The organism is Streptomyces clavifer, from assembly GCF_036345975.1.
In the GTDB taxonomy this organism is placed as follows: domain Bacteria; phylum Actinomycetota; class Actinomycetes; order Streptomycetales; family Streptomycetaceae; genus Streptomyces; species Streptomyces clavifer.
Map to the genome: position 1 here is coordinate 5,781,357 of NZ_CP107793.1, position 22,604 is coordinate 5,803,960.

General features: G+C 70.4%; 22 protein-coding genes and 1 riboswitch. Of the genes, 16 read left to right on the forward strand and 6 right to left on the reverse strand.

Going from position 1 to position 22,604, the window contains the following annotated elements; genetic code table 11:
- The first annotated feature begins 259 nt into the window (after positions 1-259).
- On the forward strand, positions 260-1,822 hold the full coding sequence (locus OG927_RS25190; protein WP_330320815.1) for a pectate lyase family protein: 1,563 nt from the start codon (positions 260-262) through the stop codon (positions 1,820-1,822).
- A 155-nt stretch (positions 1,823-1,977) separates the two neighbouring features.
- Here OG927_RS25190 and OG927_RS25195 read toward each other — a convergent pair whose 3' ends face one another.
- On the reverse strand, positions 1,978-2,547 hold the full coding sequence (locus OG927_RS25195) for an MSMEG_1061 family FMN-dependent PPOX-type flavoprotein (protein WP_056789312.1): 570 nt from the start codon (positions 2,545-2,547) through the stop codon (positions 1,978-1,980).
- Between the two features lie 319 nt (positions 2,548-2,866).
- On the opposite strand from OG927_RS25195, the gene OG927_RS25200 reads away from it, so the two are divergent.
- The 3 genes from OG927_RS25200 to OG927_RS25210 all read left to right on the forward strand — a co-directional run bounded on the left by OG927_RS25200 (position 2,867) and on the right by OG927_RS25210 (position 7,093).
- The gene (locus tag OG927_RS25200; RefSeq protein WP_330320816.1) at positions 2,867-3,934 is read left to right on the forward strand and encodes a glycoside hydrolase family 43 protein; all 1,068 of its coding nucleotides are present in this window, start codon (positions 2,867-2,869) and stop codon (positions 3,932-3,934) included.
- A gap of 280 nt (positions 3,935-4,214) precedes the next feature.
- Positions 4,215-5,276, forward strand: a complete 1,062-nt coding sequence (locus tag OG927_RS25205; protein WP_330320817.1) for an ATP-binding protein — start codon at positions 4,215-4,217, stop codon at positions 5,274-5,276.
- The gene (locus OG927_RS25210; RefSeq protein WP_330320818.1) at positions 5,273-7,093 is read left to right on the forward strand and encodes a vWA domain-containing protein; all 1,821 of its coding nucleotides are present in this window, start codon (positions 5,273-5,275) and stop codon (positions 7,091-7,093) included. Before OG927_RS25205 ends, OG927_RS25210 begins: the two co-directional genes overlap by 4 nt.
- A gap of 48 nt (positions 7,094-7,141) precedes the next feature.
- On the opposite strand, the gene OG927_RS25215 is transcribed toward OG927_RS25210, so the two are convergent.
- Positions 7,142-7,957, reverse strand: a complete 816-nt coding sequence (locus OG927_RS25215) for an SAM-dependent methyltransferase (protein WP_056789324.1) — start codon at positions 7,955-7,957, stop codon at positions 7,142-7,144.
- 645 nt (positions 7,958-8,602) lie between these two features.
- Here OG927_RS25215 and OG927_RS25220 point away from each other — a divergent pair.
- The 8 genes from OG927_RS25220 (at position 8,603) to OG927_RS25255 (ending at position 15,464) form a co-directional block, all read left to right on the forward strand.
- A complete protein-coding gene (locus tag OG927_RS25220; protein WP_056789327.1) occupies positions 8,603-9,838 on the forward strand; it encodes an ATP-binding protein in 1,236 nt (411 codons plus the stop codon).
- Positions 9,835-10,239, forward strand: a complete 405-nt coding sequence (locus tag OG927_RS25225) for a roadblock/LC7 domain-containing protein (protein ID WP_056789331.1) — start codon at positions 9,835-9,837, stop codon at positions 10,237-10,239. Before OG927_RS25220 ends, OG927_RS25225 begins: the two co-directional genes overlap by 4 nt.
- Positions 10,236-10,610, forward strand: a complete 375-nt coding sequence (locus OG927_RS25230) for a DUF742 domain-containing protein (RefSeq protein ID WP_056789334.1) — start codon at positions 10,236-10,238, stop codon at positions 10,608-10,610. The genes OG927_RS25225 and OG927_RS25230 overlap by 4 nt, the downstream gene beginning before the upstream one ends.
- A complete protein-coding gene (locus OG927_RS25235) occupies positions 10,585-11,175 on the forward strand; it encodes a GTP-binding protein (protein WP_056789337.1) in 591 nt (196 codons plus the stop codon). The genes OG927_RS25230 and OG927_RS25235 overlap by 26 nt, the downstream gene beginning before the upstream one ends.
- A 67-nt stretch (positions 11,176-11,242) precedes the next feature.
- Positions 11,243-12,631: a cytochrome P450 gene (locus OG927_RS25240; protein ID WP_209469570.1), complete on the forward strand. Its 1,389-nt coding sequence runs from the start codon at positions 11,243-11,245 to the stop codon at positions 12,629-12,631.
- A gap of 287 nt (positions 12,632-12,918) precedes the next feature.
- Positions 12,919-14,052 carry a cytochrome P450 gene (locus OG927_RS25245; RefSeq protein ID WP_330320819.1) on the forward strand — a complete coding sequence of 378 codons (1,134 nt, stop codon included), beginning with the start codon at positions 12,919-12,921 and terminating at the stop codon, positions 14,050-14,052.
- Positions 14,049-14,867 (forward strand): enoyl-CoA hydratase/isomerase family protein, encoded by an 819-nt coding sequence (locus tag OG927_RS25250; RefSeq protein ID WP_330320820.1) that lies wholly within the window; start codon positions 14,049-14,051, stop codon positions 14,865-14,867. The genes OG927_RS25245 and OG927_RS25250 overlap by 4 nt, the downstream gene beginning before the upstream one ends.
- Before the next feature lie 144 nt (positions 14,868-15,011).
- A complete protein-coding gene (locus tag OG927_RS25255; protein ID WP_124280944.1) occupies positions 15,012-15,464 on the forward strand; it encodes a flavodoxin family protein in 453 nt (150 codons plus the stop codon).
- Between the two features lie 34 nt (positions 15,465-15,498).
- Here OG927_RS25255 and OG927_RS25260 read toward each other — a convergent pair whose 3' ends face one another.
- Together OG927_RS25260 and OG927_RS25265 are read right to left on the reverse strand one after the other, a co-directional pair.
- Positions 15,499-15,879 carry a hypothetical protein gene (locus OG927_RS25260; protein WP_330320821.1) on the reverse strand — a complete coding sequence of 127 codons (381 nt, stop codon included), beginning with the start codon at positions 15,877-15,879 and terminating at the stop codon, positions 15,499-15,501.
- A gap of 104 nt (positions 15,880-15,983) precedes the next feature.
- Complete coding sequence (locus tag OG927_RS25265) at positions 15,984-16,379, reverse strand: TOBE domain-containing protein (protein WP_056789349.1); 396 nt, start codon at positions 16,377-16,379, stop codon at positions 15,984-15,986.
- 327 nt (positions 16,380-16,706) lie between these two features.
- Here OG927_RS25265 and OG927_RS25270 point away from each other — a divergent pair, with 327 nt between their 5' ends.
- A complete protein-coding gene (locus OG927_RS25270; protein ID WP_209469567.1) occupies positions 16,707-17,333 on the forward strand; it encodes an SMI1/KNR4 family protein in 627 nt (208 codons plus the stop codon).
- 198 nt (positions 17,334-17,531) lie between these two features.
- Here the strand turns inward: OG927_RS25270 and OG927_RS25275 are convergent, their stop codons facing one another.
- Positions 17,532-17,732 (reverse strand): hypothetical protein, encoded by a 201-nt coding sequence (locus OG927_RS25275; protein ID WP_330320822.1) that lies wholly within the window; start codon positions 17,730-17,732, stop codon positions 17,532-17,534.
- Between the two features lie 358 nt (positions 17,733-18,090).
- Positions 18,091-18,278, forward strand: a riboswitch (cyclic di-AMP (ydaO/yuaA leader).
- A gap of 2 nt (positions 18,279-18,280) precedes the next feature.
- Here OG927_RS25275 and OG927_RS25280 point away from each other — a divergent pair.
- Positions 18,281-19,150 carry a transglycosylase SLT domain-containing protein gene (locus OG927_RS25280; RefSeq protein ID WP_056789361.1) on the forward strand — a complete coding sequence of 290 codons (870 nt, stop codon included), beginning with the start codon at positions 18,281-18,283 and terminating at the stop codon, positions 19,148-19,150.
- 470 nt (positions 19,151-19,620) lie between these two features.
- A complete protein-coding gene (locus OG927_RS25285; RefSeq protein WP_319105671.1) occupies positions 19,621-20,184 on the forward strand; it encodes a hypothetical protein in 564 nt (187 codons plus the stop codon).
- 72 nt (positions 20,185-20,256) lie between these two features.
- Here the strand turns inward: OG927_RS25285 and OG927_RS25290 are convergent, their stop codons facing one another.
- Positions 20,257-21,150 (reverse strand): SIS domain-containing protein, encoded by an 894-nt coding sequence (locus OG927_RS25290; protein WP_124280939.1) that lies wholly within the window; start codon positions 21,148-21,150, stop codon positions 20,257-20,259.
- A 399-nt stretch (positions 21,151-21,549) separates the two neighbouring features.
- Between OG927_RS25290 and OG927_RS25295 the strand changes: the two genes are divergently transcribed.
- Positions 21,550-22,545, forward strand: coding sequence for an MBL fold metallo-hydrolase (locus OG927_RS25295; protein WP_330320823.1), 996 nt, complete (start codon positions 21,550-21,552; stop codon positions 22,543-22,545).
- The last annotated feature ends 59 nt before the right edge of the window (positions 22,546-22,604 follow it).

A 22,604-nucleotide genomic window follows, 5' to 3' on the forward strand; every position in this document is an offset into this window, starting at 1 on the left:
GCCGGCTCCGGTGCCGGTCGTCGTCCGAGGCATCGCGGTCCGGCGGAAAGTGGGAGCGCGACCACGGACGGCGCGCCGGGACACGCAGGCCGGGTCACGACGGGACGGCAGGCTCGGTCGCGCCCGGGAGCAACGCCGTAACCGGCCGACCGGCCCGGCTCGGTGCAGCTCGGCGGACGCCCGGATTCGCCGTATTGGAATGACATGTACATGGCATTCATTTCTGCTCGACATTCGCAACGAACAGGGAGAAATGAGCATGAGGAAACCAGTCGCGCTGCGACTCTGTGCGGCACTGGCCACGACGGCCCTGGCGGCCGCGACCGGTGTGCTGGTGTCGATGCCCTCGGCCTCGGCGGCAGTGACCGGTAGTGCCACCGGTTACGCGACCCAGAACGGCGGGACCACCGGCGGCGCCGGCGGGCAGACGGTGCGGGCCACCACGGGGACCGCGATCCACGCGGCCCTGTGCGGCCGGGCCAGCAGCAGTACCCCGATCACCATCGAGGTCGAGGGCACCATCAACCACGGCAACACCACCAAGGTGTCGGGCAGCAGTTGCAACACCGCTGCGGGCGTGATCGAGCTCAAGCAGATCAGCAACGTCACGCTCGTCGGTGTCGGCAGCGGTGCCGTATTCGACCAACTGGGCATCCACATCCGCGAGTCCAGCAACATCATCATCCAGAACGTGACCGTCCGGAACGTCAAGAAGTCCGGCTCGCCCACGTCCAACGGCGGTGACGCCATCGGCATGGAGAGCGACGTCCGCAACGTCTGGGTCGACCACACCACACTCGAAGCGTCGGGCGGCGAGTCGGAGGGCTACGACGGCCTCTTCGACATGAAGGACAACACCCAGTACGTGACGCTGTCCTACAGCACCCTGCGCAACTCCGGTCGCGGTGGCCTCGTCGGGTCGAGCGAGACCGAGCTTTCGAACGGCTTCATCACGTACCACCACAACCTGTACGAGAACATCGACTCCCGCGCACCCCTGCTGCGTGGCGGCATAGCGCACATCTACAACAACCACTACGTGAAGCTCAACGAGTCCGGGATCAACTCCCGTGCCGGGGCGCGCGCGAAGGTGGACAACAACTACTTCAAGGACTCCAAGGACGTCCTGGGCACCTTCTACACCGACGCGGCCGGCTACTGGCAGGTCAGTGGCAACACGTTCGACAACGTGACCTGGTCCAGCCGCAGCAGCGAGAACAACCCCGCCGGGCCCAACCCGCAGTCCAACACGACCGTCAGCATCCCGTACTCCTTCAGCCTGGACGCGGCGGCCTGCGTGCCGGACGTCGTGGCCCAGACGGCAGGTGCCAACAAGGGCCTGAAGGTGTCGAACGGCAACTGCACGCCGCAGAATCCGACCCCGACCCCGACCCCGACTCCGACCACGCCCACTCCGGGTCCCACCACGCCGACGCCGGACCCGACCCAGCCCAGCGGGACCAACCTCAGCCTCGGTGCCGGCGCCGACGGTTCGAGCAAGGCCGCCGGGACGAGCTACGGCAACGTGCGGGACGGCAACCTGAGCACCCACTGGTCGCCGGCCGGCTCGACGGGTTCCGTCTCGGTCAAGTGGTCCTCCGCCACCGCCGTGTCCAGCGTCAACATCCGTGAGGCAACGGGTTCCGTGGGCGCCATCGGATCCTGGAGGGTCCTCAACGGCGACAACGGCACGGTCCTGAAGTCCGGCAGCGGTGCGGGAGTCATCGCGGTTCCCAAGACCTCGCTGAGCAAGATCACGTTCGAGATCACCAGCTCGACCGGCACTCCGAAGATCGCCGAGTTCGAGACGTACGCCGGCTAGCGGTCCGGTCCCGGCGTCAGGCCGGGACCGGCACCGATCGAATGCGCCGACCCGGAAGCAGTGCGCGTGGCGACGACACCGCCACCTGCTTCTGACGGCGGGCCGGTGAGGGGCCGTCGTTCGCGACGGCCCCTCACCGGCTCTGCGTGCGCCGACTACGCGCCCGGAGCCTTGCGCCAGGTCTCCGGCTGCCAGATCGCGGAGCGCTGGAGCGACTGCGGGCAGTGCTTGAAGACCTCGTCTATCTCGATCAGGATCGCGAGGTCCGGGAGGCGGCCCTTCACCGTCATCGCGTCGAAGAACGGTGCGGCCGTGAGGATGCGTGCCCGGCCGTTGAGCCGGAGGACTTCCTTGCTGCCGGGGATCAGGTGCAGCAGGCCGACGTGCGGGTTCTCCAGGATGTTCAGGAGGCTGTCGCCCCGGCGATTGCCCTGACGTTCGGGCAGGGCGATCGTCGACCCGTCCACGACATGGACGAAACCGGGTGCGCCACCGCGCGGCGACGCGTCGCAGTCGCCCGCGCTGTTCGAGGTGGACAGGATGCAGAACGGGGAGTCCGCCAGTACGGCGAGGTCCTCGGCGTCGAGCTCCTGCCTGACCTTCTCGATGACGATCGGGTGCGGAGTGCCGAGCAGCTCGCGGAGTTCCGTGCCGGAGCCGAGCTCGACGTAACCCTCGCGGGTGACGGGAGCCGTGGCGAGGGCGGGCGAGGGGCCGTGCGACATGCGTACTCCGAGGTCGAGGGAGGGCGAAAGGCCCGCTGGGGGACCGGTCCCGGGCCGGACGGGCCCGAACGGGGCCGGGGCCGGATCCGGTCCGCGTCTGGTTCCAGTGGCTGTTTCTGTGATATTAGGGTCACCTTACTTGAAGCTTTGACGACGTCGCCGCGGGGGTCTCGACGGGTGACGGGCGCGCGCAAGATATTGACATGTCCTGGACTAGTCAGGATCCTGAGGGGGACTGCTTCCATCGATGTAAATCCCTATCGCCGTCATTCCCCCGCCGGCTCGGCATCGCAGCGGAGGCCAACCATGGGACGGGACCATGAAGTTCTCTCGCCTGCTTTCCGGCGCCGCCGCCGTCGCGCTGTCCGGCATCCTCGCTGCCGTCATGTCCCTGTCGTCCGCCGAGCCGGCTCAGGCGGAACAGACCATCCGGGCCGCGGACCCGAGTGTGATCCGGGTGGGCAGCACCTATGTGTCGGTGCAGTCGACCGGTGGGGGCATCGCTGTGCGGAAGGCGTCGTCGACGGCCGCCCTGGCGTCGGCGCCCGCCCGGCAGGTGTGGTCGGACGCCGCCGGCCGCGGTGAGGTCTGGGCTCCGGAGATCGTGACGGACGGCGGCCGCTACTACATCTACTTCACGGCCGGCCGCGGCTCGGCCCATCGCATGTACGTCATCAGCTCGGCCGCCGCGGACAGCGGATACACCGGCGAGACCCGGCTGGCACTGCCGGACGACAAGTGGGCCATCGACGGGACACTGTTCACCTTCAACGGGCAGCGCTGGTTCGTCTGGTCCGGCTGGGCCGGCGACACCAACGTCGAGCAGAACCTCTACATCGCCCGGATGAGCAGCCCCACCACGCCCACCGGTGCGCGGCACGTGATCTCGCAACCGCGGGAGAGCTGGGAGCGGGTGGTCGGCAACCCGTTCATCAACGAGAGTCCCGAGGCGGTCAAGGACCCCAACGGCCGGCTGCACATCGTGTACTCCGCCAACGGCAGCTGGAGCGACCAGTACTGCCTGGCCGACCTGCGGCTGCGGGCCGGCGGCGACCCGACGTACGTCTGGGACTGGTACAAGTCGAACGGCTGCCTGTTCGGCTCCCACCGCGCGACCATGATGTCGGGCTGGGACCCGACGCTGTACGTCAACGGTCCCGGCCACCACAGCTTCGTGCTGCTGAACGGTGACATCAACACCAGCCCGCCCGCGGGCCCGAGGTTCCCCCTGATGTTCCACGCGGTCCCGAAGGGCACGCCGTACGCGTGGGAGAACCGCTACTGGTACACCGGGACGTTCGCCTGGTGGGGCAACACCACCTACAGCCGCGCCAACGTCCCCGGCCCGACCGCCGACACCGGCTGGAGCCTCAAGTTCTTCGAGTAGGGACGGCGGGAGCGGTGCGGTGTTCCCCCGCACCGGAGCAGGCCGCGGCAGGCTGCCCGGCACCCGGTCCGGGCAGCCCCGCACTTCCGTGGGAGTCGTCGCGACGACCGTGGACGGGTGGCCCGCGAGCCGCACGGGCAAGGACGGCCAGGCCCGTGCGGGGCCATGGCCGGGGATGACGGGACGCATCCGTCCGGCCCGATATTCGGCTGCGTCGGTCCGCGGGATGCTCCCATACTGAGCGGGCTCGATCTTCCGCGTCCCGAAGGAACACCTCCGCGTGCAGGCTGCCGTCACGGTCACCCCCGCCCAGATCCCCGACCTGCTGCTCGGGCTCGCCACCGTGCGGCCCGTCTTCCTCTGGGGAGCGCCCGGCATCGGCAAGTCGTCGCTCGTACGCGGCTTCGCGGAGTCGCTGGGCCTGGAGTGCGTCAGTCTCCTCGGGACGCAGCTGGCACCGGAGGACCTGATCGGCGTGCCGCAGATCCGCGACGGGCGGTCCGTCTTCTGCCCGCCGGAGAGCATCGCGCGCGACGAACCGTACTGCCTCTTCCTCGACGAGCTGAACGCCGCCACCCCCGATGTCCAGAAGGCCTTCTACTCGCTGATCCTGGACCGGCGGATCGGCTCGTACGAGCTCCCCGCCGGCTCGATCGTCATCGGGGCCGGCAACCGCGCCACGGACAACGCGCTGGCGAGGCCCATCGCGTCCGCGCTGGTCAACCGGCTGACCCACGTGCACCTCCGGGCGTCGGCCGCGGACTGGCTGGTGTGGGCGGGGGAGAACGGCATGCACCCCTGGGTGACTGACTACGTCACCGACCGCCCGGACCACCTGTGGTCGCAGCCGCCGAAGACCGAGGAACCGTTCTCCACGCCCCGTTCCTGGCACATGCTGTCCGACGCCCTGCACTCGTTCGGGCTGGGCATCGACGAGGACACGCTGAAGGTGATCGTGCACGGCACACTGACCCCCGCACACGCCGTCTCCTTCTGCGGGTACGCGAAGATCGTGCGCCACACCTTCGGCATCGAGGCGATCCTCAAGGGCGAGGCCTCCTGGCCGGGCCGGATCGAGGACCGTGACCTCCTCTACTACCTGGCCGAAGCGTTCCGCGGCCGGCTGGTGAAGGAACTGCCGCGGCAGAAGGAGCACGTCTCCGAGTCGATGCGGCAGACCTCCTACCGGGCCAAGTCGCTGCTCGTGCGGCTCGCCGAGATCTCGGTCGAGGTCGCGCAGACCGTCATCGCGGACGACGCCGAAGGCCGGCCCGTCCTGCCCGCGTGGTTCCTCGTCGAGGCGGCCCGTGACATGCCCCGGCTGGTCGAGGCCCGGCGGTGACCGCCACGTCCCGTCGAGGCGGGAAGAACAGGGACGACGAGACCGACCGGGCCACCGAAGCGTTCGCGGCAGGCCTCGCGCTCCTCAACCGGAACCCGGCCTTCGCCGCCGTCCCGCTGTCCTGCTGCCGCAAGACCCGGTGCGCGCTCACCCCGGCCGGGGGACTGGCCGTCGTCACCTCCGGCGGCTTCGTCCACGCACACCCCACGAAGCGGGCGGAGCCTGCCGAGTGGGCGTGGGTCCTCGCCCACTGCGTGCTGCATCTGGGCTTCGGCCATCTGCCCGCCTCGGCGGACGACCCGCGCGTACAGCCCGACCGGTACGAGGTCGCGGCCCGGTGCACGGTCGTCAACCGCTTCCTGCTCACCTTCCCGGTGAGCCGTCCCCCCGACGACCTGCCGGCCGCGTACCCGGCGGGCGACGAGGAGCAGCTCGCCGCCCGCTGGCGGCGCGACGGCATCCCCGCCGCCTACGAACGGTGCGGGACCGCAGGAAGCCACCCGGACCAGATCCTCACGACGTGGAACACGTGGAACACCGCCGTTCCCGACTGGGAGAACGCCTTCGCCCGAGCTCTGACCCGCAGCGTCTCCACCGCCATGGACACGGCGGGCGGGCGCATCGACCGGGAGACCGGAGCGCGCACGCCGCAGCAGCCCTGGGACCGCGCCCTGAACTGGTTCGTCTCCTCCTACCCGCTGCTCGGCGGGCTCGCCGCGGGGCTCACCGTCGTGGCCGACGCGGAACTGGCCCGGGCCCAGGGCATCGCGATCGCCGCCGTGAGCTCCGCCGCGGGCGAGATCTACGTCAATCCGCTGTGCGCGTTCACCGACGAGGAATGGCGCTTCGTCCTCGCCCACGAGATGCTGCACGCCGCCCTCCGCCACGGCGAACGCCGAGGTGGCCGTGACCCGTTCCTCTTCAACGTCGCGGCCGACTACGTCGTCAACGACTGGCTCGTGCAGATGCGCGTCGGCGACATGCCCGAGGGTCTGCTGTACGACCCGGAGCTGCGGGGACTGTCGGCGGAGGAGGTGTACGACCGGATCACGGGCGACCTGCGCCGACGGCGGAGGCTCGCCACGCTGCGGGGGAAGGGCGTCGGAGACATCCTCGGAGAGCCGCTCGCGCACGCCGGCGCCCGCCCGTACACCGACCTCGACGACTTCTACCGGCGTGGCCTGGTCCAGGGCTTCGATCTGCACCAGTACGGCGAGCGCGGGCTGCTGCCCGCGGGCCTCGTCGAGGAGATCCGGGCGCTGGCCCATCCGCCCGTGCCGTGGGACGCGCGACTGGCCCGCTGGTTCGACGAGTACGTACCCCGGCCGGAGCCGGTGCGTTCCTACGCCCGCAGCGCCCGGCGGCAGGCGTCGACGCCGGACATCCCGCGCGCGGGCCGGTACTACCCGCCGGAGGAGACGGCCCGTTGCACGTTCGGAGTCGTACTCGACACCTCGGGCTCGATGAGCGGCATCCTGCTCGGCAAGGCCCTCGGCGCCATCGCCTCGTACGCGGAGGCACGTGACGTACCGGCGGCCCGTGTGGTGTTCTGCGACGCGGCGGCGTACGACGCGGGATATCTGCCGCCTGCCGAGATCGCCGGGCGGGTACGGGTGCGCGGCCGAGGCGGCACCGAACTGCAGCCGGGCATCGATCTGTTGCGGAGGGCGGAGGACTTCCCCCCGGCGGCCCCGGTCCTCGTCATCACCGACGGCTGGTGCGACACCCTGCGGATCCGTCGCGAGCACGCGTTCCTGATCCCGCAGGGTGCCTCGCTGCCGTTCACCCCACGCGGCCCGGTGTTCCGGCTGGGCTGAGGACGCGGGTGTCCCGGGCAGCCGCCCGGGGCCCTGCGGCCCGCCGGGCTACGGCTTGCGTCCCACCGCCACGTAGCCCGCGCTGATGATGTCCTCCTGGCCGGGGATCGGGTCACCGAGTTCGGGATGCCATGCCTCGGCCGCCACGATGCCGGGCTCGACCACGTCCAGCCCCTCGAAGAACGCGGCGAACTGGGCGCGGTTGCGGGGCGCCAGCGTCAGCGTGTTCTTCCTGTACATCTCGTCCACCTTGCGGGCCTCCTCCGGGTGGAAGTCGGCGGTGAGGTGGGATATCACCACATGACTGCCCGGCGCCAGCACACCGGTGAGCCGGTCCACCAGCTCGTAGGCGCCGTCCTCGTCGCTCACGAAGTGCAGCAGCGAGATCAGCGACAGCGCCACCGGCTTGCCGAAGTCCAGGGTCCTGCTGGCGTGTTCGAGGATCGCGTCCACGTCGCGGGCGTCGGCCTGCACGTAGTCGATGGCGCCCTCCGGAGTGCCGCTCAGCAGCGCTTCGGCGTGGGCCAGCACGATCGGGTCGTTGTCGCAGTAGACGACGCGGGTCGTGGGTTCCGCCTTCTGGGCCACCTGGTGCAGGTTGGGTTCGGTGGGTATCCCCGTCCCGATGTCGAGGAACTGCCGGACGCCCTGGCCGGCCAGCCAGCGGGTGGCACGGTGCATGAAGGCACGGTTCACCTTCGCCATCACCGGGACACCTGGTTCGACGGCGAGCATCTGGCGGCCCATCGCCTCGTCCACCGGGTAGTTGTCCTTGCCGCCGAGGAACCAGTCGTACATCCGGGCGGGATGGGGTTTGCTGGTGTCGATGTGCAGCGCGGCGGCGTCGTTGCCCGGTCGGGACATGGCGAACTCCAGGGTGCGTGAAGACGGAGTGGATGATCGGCTCGCCCCAAGAATAGGCAACGCGGGTTCTGTGGAGCACGTGTTCGTCCGTGCGGCCCGGACCGGATGGGTCGAAAGCGCGTCGTCGGCACGGTTCCCCTCCTGATCCGTACGCCGACCCGCTCACGAGGTCACCGGGATATCCGCACGCGAGGGGTCTCCTGCGGGCAGCGGGCAGCGGGCAGGTCCTCGGACTCGCGGGCGCCCTCCGGTCAGTCCGCGGAGGCCCGAGCCGTGCGGCCCGCGGAATCAGGACGGAGGACGGTTCGCGTTCACTTTCCGCCCCGGAAGCCCTCGCTCCGGCAAGGCGGCCGGGCGTACCGCCCCGAAACCTTCACAGTGTCTCCATGGTGTCACGGGGGTCCAATACGGCCCTAAGTGCGCGGTAGGTATAAGGAATTACCCAAACTCGCAATGATAAGATCATCCGACTTCCAGTTGGGCTGACGGTGTGGGGGGCACCCCTGAGGGGTGCATTCCGTAGTTCCACTTTTGGAGTGGCCTTCCCGGCCGTGTCCGCACCGTGGTACTTCCAGCCCCGGTCTGTGCGGCATGCCGAGCGGGTACCAAGACGTATCCATAGCCATGGCACTTGAAGTGAGTCTCATGACATTTCCCAACGGCCCCACGACTTGGGCACTGGCTGCCGTAGCGCTGGTCGCACTCGTCGCTGTGGGCGCCGTCCTGCGGGCTCGCAAGACCAATATCGGGCTGCGCAGACAGAACGCCCAACTGCTGCGGGAGCGCGAGACGCTGCTGCAGCACCGGGAACAGCTCCAGGCGGTGAACGCCGACCTTTCCCGTCGCCATGACGCCGAGCTGTCCGAGGTCCGTAAGGACGCCGAGGAGGAGACGAAGACAGTCCTCAAAGCCGCGGTACGCACCCTGCAGGGTCTCGCGGACGAACAGCAGCTGGTCATCGAGAAGGCGCAGACCAAGTACGGCGACGATCCCCGGATCCTCGCCGACCTGATGGCCATCGACCACACGAACAGCCAGTTCGGGCGGCGGGCGCAGGGCATCGCGGTGCTCTGCGGCGGCTGGCTCGGACGACGGGAGACCGTCGCCTCGGCCTACGACGTGGCCCGCAGCGCCCAGGGCCGTATCCGGCAGTTCGACCGGGTGCGGATCAACGGGCAGGTGAACTTCTCCGTGGTCAGCCGGGCGGTGGAGCCCGTCGCGGTGGTACTGGCCGAGCTGCTGGCCAACGCGACCAATTACTCCGCGCCCGGTACCCCGGTCGAGATCAACATCCAGGCGGTCCCGAGAGGCGTCTGCATCATCGTGGACGACGCCGGCCTCGGCATGGCGCAGGAGGAGAAGGACCGCGCTGCGGCACTGCTCGCTCCGCAGGCCGCGATCAGCGTCTCCAGCCTCGGCATCCCCCCGCAGTTCGGGTTCGCCGTCTCCGGTCTGCTGGCCGCCCGTTACGGATTCAAGGTCTCGGTCGACTCGGTATCCCCCTATGGAGGCGTGCGCGCAGTGGTTCTCCTGCCCGATGAGCTGCTGAGCGGTGATGTGCCCCCGCCCCCCGTCGCCCGAGAGGCGTACCGGGAGGAGGCGCCGGTGCCCCCGCTGCAGGAGGCCCCCGCGCCGGCCCCCACCCCGCTGTTCCCCTCCGCCGTACCGCACGCAGCCGCACGGCCGGTCAGCCAGGCCACCACCGCGGGCGGCCTCCCCAAGCGCCGCCGTCAGAGCCCCGTCTCCGTGGTGCCCCCGGCCGGCTCCGAGCCCGAGCCGGTGTCCGGCAACGAGGCCACGGCGTCCCGACTGGGTGCGTTCCAGCGCGGAACCCGGTCCGGGCGTGACATGACGACCATGGAAGGACCTGAGAACCTGTGAACCCCGATCTGTCCTGGGTGCTCAACGACGTACTTCAGGTACCCGGCGCCCAGCACGCGATCCTCGTCTCCGCCGACGGTCTGCTGCTCGCCAGTTCCGACGAGATCGGCAGGGACGACGCGGAGACCGTCGCCGCGGCGATGAGCTCGATGCAGTCGCTGAGCCGGGCCGTCGCCCCGTTCGTCGGACGGCAGTCGCCCGGCAGATGGCGGCAGACGCTCCTCGAGTACGAGGGCGGCTGGATCTTCCTCATCGCGGCGGGCAGCGGCGCCTACCTCGCGGCCGCAGCCGTGGCGGACGTGGACATGGAGGCGATGTCCTTCCGCATGCAGCAGCTGGTCAGCGCACTGGGGAAGGCGATGTCCACACCCCCGCGCCAGAGTGCGGGAAGCGGCACGTGACGTCGCCGGGCGAGGAACAGCAGGTCAGCAGCGGTTTCGTCCGGTCCTATGTCATCACCGGCGGACGCGGGCTGCCGGAAGCGGACGAGCTGACCCTCGTCACGCTGGTCACCATCGCTCCGGACCGGGAGCCGTACCGGAATCCGAGCCCCGAGATCCAGGCGATCTGGGACCTCTGCTCCGGCGGCTACCTGTCGGTCGCCGAGGTGGCGGGCCGCCTGGAACTCCCGGTCGGCGTGGTGCGCCTCCTGCTGAAGGACCTGACGGACCAGGGGCATTTACTGCGCCGTAAGGTGCCGCCCCCCGCTCAGCTCGTTGACAAGAAGATCCTCGAGGAGGTGTTGCATGGACTCCAGGCCCGCTTCGGCTGAGAACATCTATGTGTCGGACGCGGTACAGCGCGCGGTGAAGATCCTGGTGATCGGGCACTTCGCCGTGGGCAAGACGACGATCATCGGCACTCTCTCCGAGATCAAGCCGCTGCGCACCGAGGAACGGATGACGCAGGCCGCCGCCGACATCGACGACCTGAGAGGCGCTCCGGGCAAGGAGACCACCACGGTCGCCCTCGACTTCGGCCGTCTGACACTCAGCGACGAGCTGGTGCTGTACCTCTTCGGTACACCCGGCCAGCAGCGCTTCGTCGAGCTGTGGGAGGACATGGCGCGCGGCTCGCTCGGCGCCCTGCTCCTCGTCGACCCCGCCCGGCTCGCCGACACGTTCCCGGTCATCGACCTGGTCGAGAAGTACGGGCTGGAGTACGCCGTCGCGGTCAACAGCTTCGACCCCCACACCCGGCACGAGGAGGAGGAGCTGCGTGAGGCCCTCGACCTGCTGCCGGACACCCCGGTCGTGTACTGCGACGCCCGGGACCGGGACTCGTCCGCGAGGACGCTGATCACGCTGGTCCGGCATCTCCTCGCCCGGGCGGCCTGACACCGTTCCCTTCCGCCGTCCACCGCCGTGCCCGTCACGGCCCGCGCATCTTGCAGAGGAAGCACACATGGACTCTCGTCCGAGAGCCACTGACGACAACCCGCCCCCCGAGTGCCCGATGCACCGGGGGCGGCAGACCTCCCTGTACGGGGAGGATTTCGCGGCGGACCCGCAGCGCGTCTACGACGCGTTCCGGGCGCACGGCCCCGTGGCGCCGATCGAGCTGGCGCCCGGTGTCGAGGCGAACCTGGTCGTGGAGCACGAAGCGGCTCTGCGCGTGCTGCAGAACCCGGCCCTCTTCGCCCGCGACTCCCGGCGCTGGAACGCACTGCAGGAGGGCAGGATCGCGCTCGACAGCCCGGTGCTGCCGATGATGGCCTACCGGCCCAACTGCCTGTTCACCGACGGCACCGAGCACCTGCGTCTGCGCAAGGCGGTCACGGAGAGCCTCGGCCGCCTCAACGCGAGCCGGCTGAGCCGGGACGTCGAGCGCATCGCCGACTACCTCATCGACCAGTTCATCGAACGCGGCAGCGCCGACCTGCTCAACGACTACGCCAAGCTCCTGCCGCTGCTGCTCTTCAACCAGCTCTTCGGGTGCCCCAGCGACATCGGCGACCGGCTGACCCGCAACATGTCGGCGATCTTCGACGGCGAGGACGTGCTGCGGGCCAACGCCGAGCTGACGGCCTGCCTGATGGAGCTCGTCGCGCTGAAGCGGCGCGTGCCCGGCGAGGACATCACGTCCTGGCTCATCCAGCACCCGGCGGGCCTGCGGGACGAGGAGCTCAAGGACCAGCTGGTCATGCTGATGGGCGCGGGCGTCGAGCCGGAGCGCAACCTCATCGGCAACGCGCTGCTCCTCATGCTGTCCGGTGACACCCCCGGGTCGGACCGGGCCGGCACCGGGATGCTCGTCGAGGACGCGCTCAACGAGGTGCTCTGGGACAACGCGCCCATCGCCAACTACGCGACGCACTTCCCGGTGCGGGACGTCGATCTGGGCGGGACGATCCTCCAGGCGGGCACTCCCGTACTGATCAGCTTCGCCGCGGCGAACAGCGACCCCGCGCTCACCGACGCGCGTCGGACCCTGAGCAAGGGCGCCCACCTCGCCTGGGGGGCCGGCCCCCACGTCTGCCCGGCGAAGTCCCCGGCGCAGCTGATCGCCCTGACCGCGATCGAGAAGATCCTCAACGTCCTGCCGGACGTGACGCTCGCTCGTCCCGCGGCGGAAGCGGAATGGCGCCCGGGTCCGTTCCACCGGGCCCTGGTCTCCCTGCCGGTCCGGTTCACGCCTGGCGCCGTGCGGCACACCACCACGAACGGACAGGCCCAGTCCGCTTCGCTGACGGTCGACCATGTCGGTCCCGCGCCGACGTACCGCGAGGCCTCGGAGCCCCAGAAGAAGACCAAGGGCTGGTGGAGCTCCTTCCTGGACGTCTTCCGGGTGTGAGTCCCTGTTGCCACCGCGTCACGTGCTTCACGCAATCACCACGTGTCGCGGTGGCAACAACGGCCCCGACTGTGACATGGGTAACACCCATTGATGCATGGTGCTGATAAGTGGAGGGGAGAGTCCTGGCGGTAACCAAGCGTCAAGGCAAGGATCTCTGCGTGAGCACCGTCCGCGAAACCGCCAGACCCCCCGTTGATCGCCGCACCCTTGTCCCACTCCTCCGACGCCTGAACTCCCCCGGCGGCCAGGCCGATCCCTATCCTCTCCTCGGAGAGCTGAGATCCATGGGAGACGTCGTACCCGCCCCCTGGGGCGGCGCGTACTTCGTCACCGGATTCGATGCGTGCAACCACGTCCTCCGCGGCCGCGAATGGCTCGCGCCGGACTTCGCCTGGCAGGAGCGGCAGGCGCACAGCGAACGCTGGGAGGCGCCCGCCACCCAGGAGATGACGAAGACCCTCTCGCGCCTCAACGCCCCCGAGCACACCTGCCAGCGGCGCAGCCTGGGCAACCTCTTCGACCGCGCGACCATCGAGCGGATGACCCCGAACGTCGACCGGGAAGTCACCCGCCTCCTCGACACCCTGGCGGAGCAACTGCGCTCCGGAGGAGCCGATTTCGCGCAGACGGTCAGTGAACAGCTGCCGATCGGCACCATCGGCTCGTGGCTGTCCCTTCCCTCCGAGGACTACCCACACCTTCTGGAGATCACCCACAACCAGGTGTACGCGCAGGAGCTGCTGCCCACCAGGAGCCAGCTCGCCGTCTCCGCGGGGGCGACGAAACAGCTGCGGACGTACTTCACCGAGCTGATCAGGCAACGGCGCGCGGCTCCCGGGGACGACGTGCTGAGCGGCTGGATACGCACCTGGGACGAGCTCGAACCCGACCGTGACGCGGCGGACGAGGCGCTCTACCGGCTGACCATGTTCATCACGATCGCCTCACTGGAGACCACCGCGACGCTGCTCTCGTCCGCGGTGTGGCACCTGCTCGACGAACCGAGCCGGTGGACATGGCTGAGGGAGAACCCCGAACACGTCGAGGCGGCCATCGACGAGGCCCTTCGGTACGATCCGCCCATCCACATCAACACGCGTGTCGCCGCCGCCGATACGGTGCTGGCAGGGGTCCCGGTGGCGAAGGACAGCATGGTGCACGTGATGTACGGTGCCGCCAACCACGATCCACGCCGTAACCCGGATCCCCACATCTTCGACCTGCTCCGTGCCGGCAGCCACCTCAGCTTCGGAGGCGGTGCGCACTACTGTCTGGGCGCCTCCCTCGCCCGACTGGAGACCCGCTCCATGCTCACCCAGCTCCTGAGCCGTTTCCCCACGCTGCGCGTGGTTTCGCCCCCGGTGTTCGCCTCCCGCATGGTCTTCAGGCGAGTCACCTCGCTGGGCGTGGCGATATGAAGCTCTCGATGCCCGGCTTCCTCCAGTCCCAGGGTCCGTCCGCCGGCCCGGTGAGCAGCCTGCGCGAGGGACCGGTCCTGCGCGTGCAACTGAACGACCCCGAGAGCGGGAACGTCGTCAGCGGCGCGATGCTGGACGCTCTGCTGGACGTCCTGGCCGTGCCGGACCCCGAGGTGCGCGTGCTCGTCCTGAGCGCCGCCGGGGAGGACTTCTGCCTCGGAGGGGACCGCGCCGAGTTCGCCGACTGGCTGGACGACGACCCCACGGGCCGTGGCATCCGCATCGCCGGCGACAAGGCGCGCCGGGTCTGCGAGGCCCTCTCCACGAGCCGGGCGGTGACCATCGCCGCCGTGCACGGCAAGGTCATCGGCGCGGGGCTCGCTCTCGCGCTCTCCTGCGACCTCCGGGTCGGTGCCGATACCGCGAGCTTCAGACTGCCGGAGCTGGCCCTCGGGCTGCCCACCGCCTGGGGCGGGGTGCTTCCCCGGCTGATCCACGAGGTGGGTGCGGCTCGCACCCGCGAACTCATCCTCACGGGACGGGCCTTCGACGCGGCGGAGGCGTACGGATTGTCCGTTCTGCAGCGCGTGGTGCCCCGGGACGCGCTCGACGAGGCGGTCACCGCGTGGACCAAGCCCATAGTCCGCCGCCCCGAAGCCGCCCTGCGGGTGACCAAGGCCGTGCTCAACTCCTACTCGGCGCCGACCCGGCTGGGCGACCCGTCCCTGCTCGACGCCGAGCTGCTGGCCTCCGTCGCCGCCGCGACCAGGCGGCAACGCGGCACGGGCGGCACGGAGCCCGTCCCGATCCGGTAGGGACGCGCCCGCAGCGAGGGTGCCACCGCCCGTCCCGGGGGACGGCAGGGAGGGCAGGCGGCTGTCGAGCACCCCGCCTCCGTGCGCGCGGAGCGTCCGGAGCCGGCTTGCGGCCGGGGACGGGGGACGGCAGGGTTCGGAGGCGTGGCCACTCTGCTGATCGTCCATCACACTCCCTCGCCCAACTGCCAGGCGCTCTTCGAGGCCGTCGTCTCCGGCGCGACGACGGACGGGATCGAGGGCGTCCAGGTCGTACGGCGTGCGGCGCTCGCCGCCACGGCGTCCGACGTGCTGGCCGCCGACGGCTACGTCCTCGGCACTCCGGCCAACCTCGGCTACCTGTCCGGTGCGATGAAGCACTTCTTCGACCAGGTGTACTACCCCTGCCTGGACGCGACGCAGGGCAGGCCCTTCGGCTCCTACGTGCACGGCGGCAACGACGTCACCGGAGCGGTACGGGCCATGGACTCGATCACGAAGGGCCTGGGATGGCGCCGCGCGGCGGACGCCGTGACGGTGACGGGGGAGCCCGGCAAGGCCGCCATCGAGGCGTGCTGGGAGCTGGGCGCGACGATCGCCGCCGGGCTGATGGACTGACGACCGCCGCCGTGCCCGTGGGCCGGCCCGCCCGTCAGAGGTTGCCGGGCTCGGCCACCAGGTCCGCGTCGCGCATACCCGGCAGGAGATAGCCCTCGCCGTCGTCCCACGGGACGTCCAGGTCGTCCATGTGCACCCGCCACTCGGCCCCCGCGACGGCACGGCGCAGCTCCGTCAGGGAGTCCAGCACATGGGCGATCACGGGCAGCAGACGGCCCGGTTCGAACGGCATCTTGGTGGAGCCCGCGAGGACCTCACCGCTCTCGCCGTCGGACCGGTCGTACAGGTACAGGCCCTCCTCCTCGTCGTACGGGAAGGAAGCCGCGCAGGCGGTGACGATGCGCGAGACCGCAGCCGTCTCGGACGCGGTCAGCGGTTCCGCGCGAAGGGCGGTGTAGTAGAGGGAGACGCTCATGCCGTGAGCGTAGGACAAGGGTCCGACAGTGCCGGTTCACCGCGTTCCGCGTGGGCCGCGGGGCGGTCCCGTGCCGGTCCGGGGCGCGGCGCCGACGGGGAGGGTCAGGTGCGGTCGATGTGCACGCTGGTCGACTTCACACGGGCCGTCGCCTGCATGCCGACCTCGAGGCCCAGCTCCTCCACCGCCTCCCGGGTCAGGAGCGAGACGAGCCGGTGCGGGCCCGCCTGGATCTCGACCTGGGCCGCGACATCGCCCAGTTTCACGGCGGTGACGATGCCCGGGAACGCGTTGCGCGCGGAGGTGTACGAGACCTCCTCCTCGCCGGTGCCCGCCTGGGCCACCTCGACGGAGAACGCGGCCAGGTCGCGCCCGTCGACCAGCCGGCGTCCGCCCTCGTCGCGATGGGTGGCGACCCGGCCGGCGTCGGCCCAGCGGCGGGCGGTGTCGGGGCTGACGCCGAGGAGTCGAGCCGCCTGCCCGATCGTGTAGGACTGCATGTGCCACACCCTAGGCGCCGAGGGTCCGGCCCCGCGGATCGGCCGCCCGTCGGCCGCACGAGTGGTCCTGGCACGGGTCCGTCCGGCGGGACCCCGCCTGGCCCGGTCGTACGGAGCGGCCGTACGCCTGCTCCCGGACCCCACCGCGCTGCGCGTCCCGGGCCGGCCGGTGTGATGTTCGCAGCCCGCCGTTCGCTGGGCCTGTGGGAGGAACGGGTCCTCCCACAGGACAGGCGGGGAGTCGCAGATGTGGGGACGGAGCGTGAGCGTCCGGAGCCCGGCGCACGGACGCGCGTTACGAGGCGTACGCGTGCGGGGGGCCGGCCGGTGACCGGATGGCCCATCGAGGCGCTGGAGCGCCTGCTGCCGACGACGTACGGCATCGACGAGCAGGTCGACTGGGCCGTGGCCGAGGCACGGTGGGGCGCCTGTTTCCCCGCCGACTACAAGGCCTTCATGAGTGCCTACGGGGAGGGGTCCGTGGACGACGTGATCGTCGTGCACCGGCCGATGCCCGCGGACACGCCGGACGGGTGCCACGCCGCGGATGCCATGGCCGACGGGACCGGTGCCGTCCGCGAGGTGTGGCGCGTGGAGGCCGACGAGATATGGGCCGATCCGGCGGGACCCGACATGGTGCTCGACCCCGGCGCGCTGCTCGCCTGGGGTACGACCACCGAGGCGGACATCCTGTGCTGGCTGACGACGGACGAGGACCCCGACCGCTGGCCCGTGGTGGTCTGCGGCCGTCACACCGTGCCGACGTTCGCGCTGTACCGGTTCGGTATGGCCGAGTTCCTCCGCAGGCTGCTGGCCGGCTGCTTCGATTCCGTACCCCTCAGCGTGGAGGGGGTGATGGCCCGTCGGTCGCACGCCTTCGTGAGCCGGGCCGTTCAGCGGGCCCGCCGCCGCGCGGGCCTCGACCCCTGGACCGGGGAACCGCAGGGCAGCTGAGCGGGCGGCGCGGAGTGTTCGGTGCGGTGGGCGGTCCCGGGGGCCGTCGCGGCGTACGGGGGCGGGGTGCGGGTCCTGGGGACCCGGTAGGGGCGGCTTCCCCCAGCAGGGCCCGGTGAGGTTCGTACCGGGCCGGGCAGGGCCGGTGGGGTGCGCGCAGGGTCAGTGCTGCGTCCAGGTGAGCTTGTCACCGCCCACCTACCGCACCGCGTCGGGGTCGTCGAGGTCGTGGACCGTGATGCCGGCGGCCTGCGCGGCGTACAGCACGTCCGTCATCGAGGTCACCCTGCCGACCATCTCCCCGTCGGCCTCCAGGATCCGGAAGGGCGGATCGCCGGGCTGTACGGGCAGAACGGTGAGCCTCGGATGTGTGGGGCCGGGGTGCGCCCTGTCGGTCATGCGCTGATCGGTTCCACGCGTGCTCCTCCGGTACGCCCGGAACCCTCCGCGTGAGCCGTATGCCCGGTTTAGGATGCTATATGCAATTCATCCAGTAATTCATATAGGGCTATTTCGTGCGACCCGTGGAGCTTCGGAAGGGTGCAAATCACCCTTTTCGGTCTTGGTGACCAGGGTCACCCCACCGCCTCCCGGACGCATCGACATGTCGACCGGTTCCCTTGTGCGCCAACAAGGTTGGCACCCCGGCTGTGGGCTTGCTTACATGAATTCACTTGGATCGATCTTGCAAGTGAATTGTGATCACCAATTCCGGGCTTGTTCCTTTCGCTATTTCTCGCCTACGGTCACCCTCACTCCGGATGGAACGCCGAATCCTGCCGCCGTCCGGGAACCCGACCACATCTCGTACGGCAGGAGCGGGGGACCCAGGTAAGCGCCGATCCGGTATCCGGAGCGGCTCGGGGTGAAGTCGCATTCGTATGCGACCGGGCATCTCCAGCCCGAACCCGACAGCTCACTTCGCAGGCGGCGGAGAGGAAATCACCATGCCCGAAATGGGTAAGCACCTTCGTTTCAGGACCAGTTCGCTGACCCGCGGCATCATCGCCGTGAGCACGGGTGGAGCCGCTCTGGCCCTTCCCGTGATCGGCGCGACCGGAGCCTTCGCGGCGCCGGCGCAGCCGGTCGCCGTCGAAAAGGCGGCCACGTCGACTGCCGTGTCCGGCAAGGCGATTGCCGCACAGAAGTCGACGCCCGTCACCTATTCCGTGATCATTGGCGATTCCCTTTCCAAGATCGCGCGTGAGCATTCCGTCGACGGCGGCTGGAAGGCGCTGTACGACGACAACCGAAAGGCCGTCGGCGCAAACCCCGACCTCATTCACGCCGGTCTGAAGCTGACGATCGGCGCGAAGGCGGCGGACAAGGCCGGAACGGCGGACAAGGCCGAATCCAAGGCGTCCGGCTCCGCCGACCGTGCGGAGCAGAGCGCCGACCGTGCCGACCGCTCGGACCGTACGGACACCGCGCTCGCCGCGCAGGGCGCACCCGCGGCAGCGCCTGCCGCCGCTCCCGCCGCCGAGCCGGCCGCGTACACCGACGACCTCGACGGCTGGATCAAGGAGTCGCTGGCGGTCATGGCCGAACACGGCATCCCCGGCAGCTACGACGGGATCCACCGCAACATCATGCGTGAGTCCTCGGGCAACCCGATGGCCATCAACAACTGGGACTCGAACGCCGCCGCCGGCATCCCGTCCAAGGGCCTGCTGCAGGTCATCGACCCGACCTTCCAGGCCTACCACGTGCCCGGCACGTCGACGGACAGCTACGACCCGGTCGCCAACATCACGGCCGCGTGCAACTACGCCGCCGACCGGTACGGCTCGATCGACAACGTGTTCGGCGCCTACTGAGGCCTGACCGTGTGACAGCAGTGCACGGCCGACGGGTGGTGCGGGTTCGCGAGAGCCCGCACCACCCGTCTTTCCGTGCGGGGCCGCGCCCCGGAGCGGTGGTGTCCAGGCGCCGACGTGCGGCACGAGCGTGCCGCGGGTGCGGTCCGACCCGCTGCGGCGACGGGCATCCGCCGCCTTCTCCGGAGGGAAGACCTCCACGACCTCCACCGTCATGGGCCCACGTGCGGATGCCGGCGTTCACGCCCGGGCCGTTGGCCGGGACCGCCCTCGCCGTCCTCGGCGAGGCCCGCTCCGCCGGACGGCGGACCAGCCCCCGCGATCGGGTGGATGACCGGCCGCGCGCCGGGTGCCCGCGCCGGTCGGCCCCGGCGCGAAGCCGCCGCGTACCGGTGACTTCCGCGGCCGTTGCGCCCCGTCGGACCCCTGGCGACTGGTCACGTACAGGTTCGTCGACCATACTGCCCGCCGTGGAGCAGCGTATAGATTCCAACACGAAACCCGAGTTCGCCGCGGGCACGGACCCGGCGTACATCCCCGGCCTGACGGCCCCTGCCCCCGCGCGGACGGAGGGGGAAGCGGAGAAGGCGCCGGAAGGGCCCGAGGCGCCCGGTGCGTCCGGTGCGTCCGCCGAGGACGAAGCGACGGCTGTCGCCGAAGGGGCCGAGACGGCGGACGCGTCCCCGGACGCCGTGCGGGACGCCACCCCGGAGGCGAGTGAGGACGCTGACGAGGGGGGCGGCGCCCCGGCCGAGGGGCCCGTCTTCGCCGTCAGCGACCGGCGCGGATCCATCACGGTGGACCGGGACGGCGTCCGGTTCACGCTGGACGACCAGGAGGCTGAGTTCGACTGGGCCGAGATCGGCGCGGTCGAGGTCAAGACCGCCCGCTTCGGGCGCCGGTTCACCGTCACGGTGCACGTGTCGAGCCGTCGGTGGTTCAACGCCGAGGTCGAGGCGGAGTCCCGGAGCAGCCTCAAGGAGTGGACGGCGGAGCTCGACGCGGCGCTGGACGCCTACTTCGAAGAGAACTGATCACGGTACGGCCCGTGGAAGCGGCGTGCCGGGCGGGCGAACCGCCCGGCACGCCGTCCGCCGTGCCGTGGATCAGCCCGCCGCGGCCCCGTCGAGCACCACCGACCGGGTGAGGTGACGGGGAAGGTCCGGGTCGAGGCCGCGGGCCGCCGCGCGGGCCACGGCCAGCCGCTGCACCCGGACCAGTTCGGCCAGCGGGTCCAGGCCGCTCTCCACCCAGCGGGCACCGGTCGCCCGTACCTGCTCCGCGAGGCCCTCCGGTGCGGGGCCGAACATCCAGGTCGCCGTCCCGGCCGTGGCGATGCTGATGGGCCCGTGGCGGTACTCCATCGCCGGATACGACTCCGTCCAGGACAGGGACGCCTCCTTCATCTTGAGCGCCGCCTCGTTGGCGAGCCCGACCGTCCATCCCTGGCCCAGGAAGCTGAACTGGGAGCACTCCAGCAGCCCTTCGGGCAGCGGATCCGCCAGCGCCGCCTCCGCGTCCCGTACGACGTCCTCGGTGTGCAGTCCGAGGTGGGCGCGGAACAGGGTGAGCGCGGTGGTGGCGAACCGGGTCTGGACGACGGACCGTTCGTCCGCGAAGTCCAGCACGACCACCTCGTCGGCGGCCGTCATCACCGCGGTCCGCGGGTCCGCCGTCACCGCGACCGTGCGGGTGGTGCCGCGCAGCCGGGTCAGCAGGTCGAGCACCTCGGTCGTGGTTCCCGAGCGGGTCAGGGCCACGACGCGGTCGTACGAGCGGCCGAGAGGGAACTCGGACGCGGCGAAGGCGTCGGACTCCCCCTGCCCGGAGTCCTCGCGCAGCGAGGCGTAGGCCTGTGCCATGTAGTACGACGTGCCGCAGCCGACGACGGCGACGCGCTCACCGGTGGCGGGCAGGACCGCCGCCCGGTCCGCCGCGACCTCCTCGGCACGCCGCCAGCACTCGGGCTGGCCGGCTGTCTCGGTTTCGACATGGGACATGTCCGCACTCCGCTTCCGCTGCTGTTCGCACTGGGATGGCTGGATGGAATCGTTGCCTGTCTGCTCAATTTTGCATATTACATGGCCCAATCGAGCAAGAACAAGCAAAGGAGGCGTGATTCGAGCGGTAACGCGACAGCTGTTTTCAGCCATGCTCGGTGGGTAGTCGGCGCGATGAGGTTCCGCCGTTCCTGTGTGGGTATCTGCGCCGTTGTTCGGTATCCATGGGCGATATCACCGAAATGCTCAGAATTTCTCGCCCGTGTCCGCACCCCCGTAACCCCGGACGGTCACCCTCATGGGGTGATCATTCGAGCCGAAGGGCGATTTTGCGTCAACGGGTCCACGAGTTGGCTGACTTCGAACGCGCGGCCGGATCGAGGTCGGCATAATCACCCCATGTCGATCACGGGTGGGGACATCGTCGACCTCGGCACGGGTCTGTACGCCTGGCTGCCGCCCAGGCGGGGCTGGGGGCTGGCCAACTGCGGACTCCTGGTGTCGCCGCGCGGCGCGCTCTGGATCGACGCCCCGTACGACCCGGTGATGGCCGGGCAGTTCCTGGCGGAGAGCGAGAAGCGACTGCCCACCGGGGTGAGCGTCGACCGGGTGATCGTCACCCATGCCAACGGGGACCACTTCTGGGGTGCCGGGGTGCTCCCGGGCGCGGAGATCATCGCGACCCGGGACGCCGAGGAGCACATCCACTACGAGCCCACCCCGCAGCAGCAGCACGCCCTCGTGGCAGGGAGCGATCCGGCCACCCCCCTCGGCGCGTACCTGGGCCGTCACTTCGGGGTCTTCGACTGGTCCACCACCGAGCCGGTGCTGCCGGACACCTACGTCACGGGAGAGCTCGAACTGACCCTGGGGGACTGTGCGGTCCAGGTGTCGGCCCTGCCGCCCGCGCACACCACGGGCGACCTCATCGTGTACCTGCCGACGCAGCGCACGGTGTTCAGCGGAGACGTCGTCTTCTCCTCCACCCCGCAGCAGCCGGGGGACCACCCGGTGCACTGGGCCGGCCCTCTGAGCAATGTGATCGACGCCTGCGAGCGGGTACTGGCCACCGGCGCCGAGGTGATCGTGCCCGGCCACGGGCCGGTGCTCGACCCGGCCGGGGTGCGGGAGCACATCCGCTACCTCGCGTACGTGCGCGAGCGCGCCCACACCTTCCACGCGGCGGGCGTGCCCGCGTTCGAGGCGGCGCGCCGGGTGATCCGGGAGGGGCGGTACCCCGCACTCGGGCTGCCGGAACGGCTGGTGGTCACCATCGGGAGCGAGTACCGGCACCTCGACGGCTCGGCGCTCCCCGGAGTCCTGCAGGTGATGTCCGAGGTCGCGGCGCTGGCGCAGGAGACCGAGGCGTCGCGCACGAGCGGCGGACCGGAGTGACGCCGGCCCGGAGCGAAAGACGGATACCCCGCCGCCCCGCGGCGTGTTCACCGTGCCCT